The organism is uncultured Negativicoccus sp. (assembly GCF_902480485.1).
Taxonomy (GTDB): domain Bacteria; phylum Bacillota; class Negativicutes; order Veillonellales; family Negativicoccaceae; genus Negativicoccus; species Negativicoccus succinicivorans.
In genome coordinates, this window is sequence record NZ_CABSTC010000086.1 from 1 (window position 1) to 2,701 (window position 2,701).

The window sequence follows — 2,701 nt, forward strand, 5'->3', positions numbered from 1 at the left end:
AAATGCAAAAACAGTTCAACGCCAAACAGGCGGAAATCCACAAAAACATCCAAGGTAAAATTGATAATGCCGTGAAAGAAGTAGCGGATAAAAAAGGTTTATCGTTGGTTGTCGACAAAGCGGCCGTACTTTACGGCGGTGTCAATATCACCGGCGAAGTGCAGACGGCGCTCAATAATGCTCTGACGAAAGAAGCGGGCAAAGAGCAGCCGGCAGAAACCAAGAAGTAATTTATGCAACGGTCAACGCATGGAGCCCTGGGTTTACTTCTGGCCGCGTGTCTTTTACTGAGTGGCTGCGGCATCGGCGGCTGTTCCCGTACGGAGCAGACACCGCAAGCGCCGCAGTACGGTGTGGCGGATATGGAAAAATTAGTACACGCCCATCCGCGTTACAGTGATTATTTTCGCCTGGAACAGGAGTACAAAAACCTGGTGGCCACGTATGATGCCGAACGCGAACAACTGATTCGCCGTTCCGCTCAGGCGCAGGAAACATTGCGTGAGCAACTTTCCTCCGGGGCCATCGAAAAAGGACTCAACACGGAATACCGAGCCAAAATGACGGCGCGCGAAACCGAATGGAACCAAAAGCTGGAAGCGTTGTATCGTGAATGGATCGCGCGGGCGCCGCAACCGGCGGATGAAGCATTGCAACAGGCGGATTTGGAAATCGTCAACTTGCAGCTGAAACTTCGGGCGCTCCATTTACCCGCGGCCGAACGCGAAGCCATGGAAGCGCGCTTGCAGGAATTGCTCGCCGCGCGCGCCGCTCTGACGGATACTTCGGCAGTGCTGCCGGAAGAAGGGCAAAAAGAGCTTGCCGCCTTGAAAGCAAAAGCGCAGGCGGATCTGGCCCGGTACAGCGACGAAGTGACGGCGGAACTGAGTGCCAAACGGGAGTCGGCGCAACAGCAGCTCCACGATGAGATGGCGGCGCAACTGATGCCCGACGGCGCCGGTTGGAATCACGAATGGCGCGAAAAGCTCGCGACCAAACAAAATGAAATGAACCAAATTAAAGAGGCAATCACCCAAGATATTCGTCATGAGGCGCAGGCGGTGGCGGAGGCCAAAAATCTCGAAGTGATTTTTGCCGAGTATCGCGCCAATATTTCTGCGCAAGATGTCACGAATGATATCCTGCAGAAATTGGGGACGAATCCTAAGGAGGTAAGTAACAGTGGTAAATAAATGGTGGCGGTCCTTCACGCTGATCGGCATGCTGGTCGGCGTCATGCTGATGAGCGGCTGCGGCAATGATGAGAAAGTCGGCGTTGTCGATTTTGAACGCATCGCGCGGGAAAGCGGCCAGGCGCAGCAGATCACCCAGGAAATCATGACCAAGCAGGCGGAAATCGCAACGCGTCTGCAGCAGGCACAGGCGACTTCCTCGCCGGAAGAATTCGCCGTGACGGAACAGGCGGCCAAACGTGAATTACAAGTATTTCAGATGGCCAAACAACAGCAATTCCAGGCGCTGATCACAAGTCAATCCCAGCTGATCGCCAAGGAGAAAAAGCTCGGCATTATTATGCATAAGAATGCCGTTCATTACCAAGGTGTGGACGTAACGGAAGAATTGCTGGCGAAACTCAAAGCCAACGACAATACGAATAAAAAACAGAATCAAGAGGCGCAACCGGCCTCCGCAGAGAAAAGCGAGCAAAAATAATGGCATACACAGTAGCGGATCTGGCCAAACGAGTCAACGGTAAAGTATACGGCGACGGCAATAAGGAAATCACGGGCGTTGCGGGCGTGGAAACGGCCGGCCCGAACGACATCGCTTTCTTGCTGGATGAATACGCCGCGCAATTGCCGCTGGTGAAAGCGGGCGCGGTACTGATGACAAGCGCGCCGGAAGAAACGGTGGCAACGACCGTGATCGTCACGGAAAATCCGAAATGGGCGTTCGCGGAACTGGTCGATGTATTGAAACCCTTGTACGTGCCGCCGGTCGGCATTCATCCGACGGCCATTGTCGATGCAACGGCGGACATTGATCCGCAGGCGACGATTTTACCGTATGTGGTGATCGGTGCCGGCACCGTTGTCAAAGCCGGCGCTATTTTACATCCGCATGTCGTGTTGGGACGTGACGTCACTGTCGGTCGCGATACGGAAATTCATCCCGGCGCGGTACTGCACGATCGGACGGAAGTCGGCGATCGGGTCATCATTCGCGCCAACGCCGTGATCGGCGGTGAGGGTTTCGGATTTGCTACCGAAGACGGTAAACATACGCGGATTCGCCAAATCGGTCGCGTCGTCATCGGCGACGATGTTGAAGTCGGCGCCGGCACGACGATCGACAACGCGACATTCGGTGAAACTTCGATCGGCCGCGGCACAAAAATCGACAACCTTGTGCATCTCGGTCACAATGTCCAAATCGGTGAAGACTGCTTTATCATTGCCCAGGTCGGCGTGGCGGGTTCGACCACGATCGGTAACCACTGCATTTTAGCGGGGCAGACCGGCGTTTCCGGACATCTTACGATTGCCGATCATGTTACCTGCGGCGGTAAGACGGGCGTTGTGGGCAGCATTAAAGAGCCGGGCACATATGTGGGCTTTCCGGCCCGTCCGCATCGTCAGTGGGGACGGATTGAAGGAACACTCAACCATTTGCCCGAACTGATGAAACGCGTGAAACGTTTGGAAAAAGCGTTGGAGAAAACTACGAAAGAATAAAAAAT

General features: G+C 54.4%; 4 protein-coding genes. All 4 read left to right on the forward strand.

Annotation, left to right across the window (positions count from 1 at the left end):
* Positions 1-230, forward strand: a 230-nt coding sequence (locus tag RDN69_RS06030; RefSeq protein ID WP_288218378.1) for an OmpH family outer membrane protein, incomplete at its 5' end; no start/stop codon positions are given.
* 3 nt (positions 231-233) lie between these two features.
* Positions 234-1,193, forward strand: a complete 960-nt coding sequence (locus tag RDN69_RS06035) for a hypothetical protein (protein ID WP_273260179.1) — start codon at positions 234-236, stop codon at positions 1,191-1,193.
* Complete coding sequence (locus RDN69_RS06040) at positions 1,183-1,674, forward strand: OmpH family outer membrane protein (protein WP_273260182.1); 492 nt, start codon at positions 1,183-1,185, stop codon at positions 1,672-1,674. The genes RDN69_RS06035 and RDN69_RS06040 overlap by 11 nt, the downstream gene beginning before the upstream one ends.
* Entirely contained in the window at positions 1,674-2,696 is a 1,023-nt protein-coding gene (gene lpxD / locus RDN69_RS06045) for a UDP-3-O-(3-hydroxymyristoyl)glucosamine N-acyltransferase (protein ID WP_273260184.1), read from the forward strand. Before RDN69_RS06040 ends, lpxD begins: the two co-directional genes overlap by 1 nt.
* Positions 2,697-2,701 lie beyond the last annotated feature (5 nt).